4 protein-coding genes and 1 pseudogene are annotated in these 2774 nt (G+C 32.1%); 3 read left to right on the plus strand and 2 right to left on the minus strand.

From position 1 onward, the window contains the following. Positions 1-212 precede the first annotated feature (212 nt). Positions 213-410 (minus strand): hypothetical protein, encoded by a 198-nt coding sequence (locus AC30RD_RS08090; RefSeq protein WP_489493967.1) that lies wholly within the window; start codon positions 408-410, stop codon positions 213-215. A gap of 196 nt (positions 411-606) precedes the next feature. Between AC30RD_RS08090 and AC30RD_RS08095 the strand changes: the two genes are divergently transcribed. Together AC30RD_RS08095 and AC30RD_RS08100 are read left to right on the plus strand one after the other, a co-directional pair. Further along, a complete protein-coding gene (locus tag AC30RD_RS08095; RefSeq protein WP_489493968.1) occupies positions 607-888 on the plus strand; it encodes a hypothetical protein in 282 nt (93 codons plus the stop codon). Continuing rightward, positions 867-1412 (plus strand): annotated as a pseudogene (locus AC30RD_RS08100) (ribonuclease J); the annotation flags it as partial. The gene AC30RD_RS08095 and the pseudogene AC30RD_RS08100, both read left to right, overlap by 22 nt. A 24-nt stretch (positions 1413-1436) precedes the next feature. Here AC30RD_RS08100 and AC30RD_RS08105 read toward each other — a convergent pair. After that, on the minus strand, positions 1437-2399 hold the full coding sequence (locus AC30RD_RS08105) for an integron integrase (protein ID WP_489493970.1): 963 nt from the start codon (positions 2397-2399) through the stop codon (positions 1437-1439). A 194-nt stretch (positions 2400-2593) separates the two neighbouring features. On the opposite strand from AC30RD_RS08105, the gene AC30RD_RS08110 reads away from it, so the two are divergent. After that, positions 2594-2774, plus strand: a 181-nt coding sequence (locus tag AC30RD_RS08110; protein WP_489493972.1) for a hypothetical protein, incomplete at its 3' end; no start/stop codon positions are given.

Below are 2774 nucleotides of genomic sequence, written 5' to 3' on the forward strand. Positions count from 1 at the left end.
ATCTCTAGGTATTTATTTTTGTCTTCATCACATTTATATACATTATCTCTTGCTACTCCTCTATTTACTATATGATGGAAACCTGCCATATTTAGCCTTGGTCTTCTTGCCACTACTTCGTCCTTATTTTTCGTCCTTATTTTTGGGTTTGGTATTTTAACAATTCTTTTCTTAAAAGTTTATTTTCATCACCTGACCCTAAAAATGCGTCCTTATTTTTGGGTTTGGTATTTTAACAATTCTTTTCTTAAAAGTTTATTTTCATCACCTGACCCTAAAAATGCGATAATTTTAACAAGAAAGGCATCTTGGATTTTATGAGGTTGATGGTCAAAAACGATAGTCAAGACTCTTTTGGTTATATCATCTTCCAATAGGATAATAGATTGATACTCTTTGTTAATTATCACTCCTCTCTCTAGCCCTTGATTCTGGGAATAACATTCTACTCTCCCATCAACAGAGATAACAACTATATTTTCGAGCCACTTGCAAATTACCCCAAAAGCAGATAATTAAAAGCGATAACGTAGAAAAAGCTGAGATCAAATTTTAATAAGTTATAATTTTTTAGCCAAAAAATCTAACAAAAAAGTGACTTAGCTTATGACAAATATTGTACCAAATATATCATCAAACCTATCTAAAATGTGGAATAAAGTTCTCAATCTAGAAAAGTCACTATTTCCTGCTTTAAAAGAAGAGTTAAGAGTAGAAGAACTAAGTAGTAAAGAACAAAAGCTCATCACTGTTTTAAACTTTGCAGAGATAGAGAAGAGTATCACAGTTATATCAGTAACAAATATTCCAAAAGACAGAGAAGAGATAGCTAGAGCGTTTATTGCCAAGAGTGTGTACAACTTTCAAAACTTATGCTTCGCCTTGTAAATCCAAAATTTTTCTTACCAGTACATGGCGAGTATAACCATGTTGCAAGACATAAGCAAACTGCTATGGAGTGTGGTGTACCAGAGAGAAATATACTTCTTATGAACGATGGTGAACAGATAGAAGTTGCACCAAAATATATGAGAAAAGTAAAAACAGTAAAAACAGGTAAAATCTACATGGACAACCAAAACAACCACCAAATAGAAGATGATATAGTCATAGACCGTCAAAAACTTGCAACAGATGGTATAGTTATGATAGTAGCTCAAGTTGATGGACAAAGTTCAAAAATGACTATGAGACCAAAAGTTACAACATTTGGTATAGTAGCAGACAAACAAGATAAAGCTTTTGCAAAAGAGATGGAAGATGTTTTAGAGCACTTTTTACTACATATGAAAGCAGGACTTATTGAAAATCCAAGAGCATTGGAAAATGACTTAAGGCAGATTGTCAGAAAACACATATACAGAAAAATGAAAAAATACCCACTCATAGTCCCGCATGTGTTCATAAGCTAAAAACCTCCCTGTTTCTATGGGAGGTTAAAAATCAAGCGGAGACTGTATGATGTCTTTGTTTAACTCCTTTACTACATGTGTGTATATCATGGTAGTCTCTATGCTTTTATGCCCCAGAAGCTCTTGAATGCTTCGTATATCTGTGCCGTTTTGCAAAAGGTGTGTGGCAAATGAATGCCTAAAAGTATGAGATGTAACCCTTTTGTAAATACCACAAAGCTCCACCGCTTTTTTGATGGCACGGTTTATGTTTATCTCATGGATATGATGCCTTCTTTGCACACCCTCCCTTTTATCAAACGATATGCTCTTAGCAGGGAAAAGGTATTGCCACTTTATATCTTTTTTGGCATTTGGATATTTTTTGGCTAAATTATGAGGTATATACACCTCGCCAAAACCATCTTTTAAATCTTTCTGATGGAGAGTCTCCACTCTCAATATCTGCTCTTTTAGTTGAGATTTTATCTTAAGCGGAAGCGGTACAACCCTGTCTTTTAAAGATTTGCTATCATATATGTAGATATTATCATACTCAAAATCTATATCTTTTAACCTAAGCCTCAAAGCCTCTTTAACTCTCAGCCCACACCCATACAAAAGTGATACTATGATGTGATTAACCCCTGTGATATTTGTAAGCACACATTTTACTTCATCCATGCTCAAAACCACAGGAATCCTCTTTCTCTCCTTTGCTCTATAGGCTCGAATATCCCAAGAAGCTGTATCAACCCCAAGTACCTCTTTATACATAAATAAAATCGCATTAAAAGCTTGATTCTGAGTAGTTGGCGATACATTTTGTTTAGTAGCAAGATGAGTTAAAAACTCCTCAATCTCATTTTTTCCCATATCTTTTGGATGCCTTTTATTATGAAAAAGTATATAACTTTTACACCAGTAGCGATAACTTTTTTCAGTAGAATAACTATAATGCTTAAACCGAATCTTATCCACAAGCACATCCAATAACTTCTTTTTCATCAAAAACCTTTTTAACATATTTGTTTATTTTTATAACTATTTCATAGCAATAATAACATTTTAGATATTATAAAACCATAAAAAGAAAATATAGAACAAAACTGAAATAGTTAAAGCAAATTTAATGGTAAAGTATATATAATTGCTTGGTAATAAATAGTTATAATGACATAAAAATATAATAGGAAATTAAAATGGATGTTCAACCAGACAAACAAAATATTGATAAAGTTTTTTCAAATACAACATATTATATTGATTTCTATCAAAGACAATATAAATGGACAAAAGAGCCAGTTGAAACATTATTGGATGATATTTTTTATAGATTTGAAAAAGAATATGAAAAATACAAAACCAATGAAATTGAATTAG

The sequence above is a fragment of the Nitrosophilus sp. genome, assembly GCF_982775275.1.

Coding starts and splice junctions, on each gene's coding strand:
- AC30RD_RS08105 (WP_489493970.1), bottom strand. CDS start 2,399: ATGAAAAAGAAGTTATTGGATGTGCTTGTGGATAAGATTCGGTTTAAG.
- AC30RD_RS08095 (WP_489493968.1), top strand. CDS start 607: ATGACAAATATTGTACCAAATATATCATCAAACCTATCTAAAATGTGG.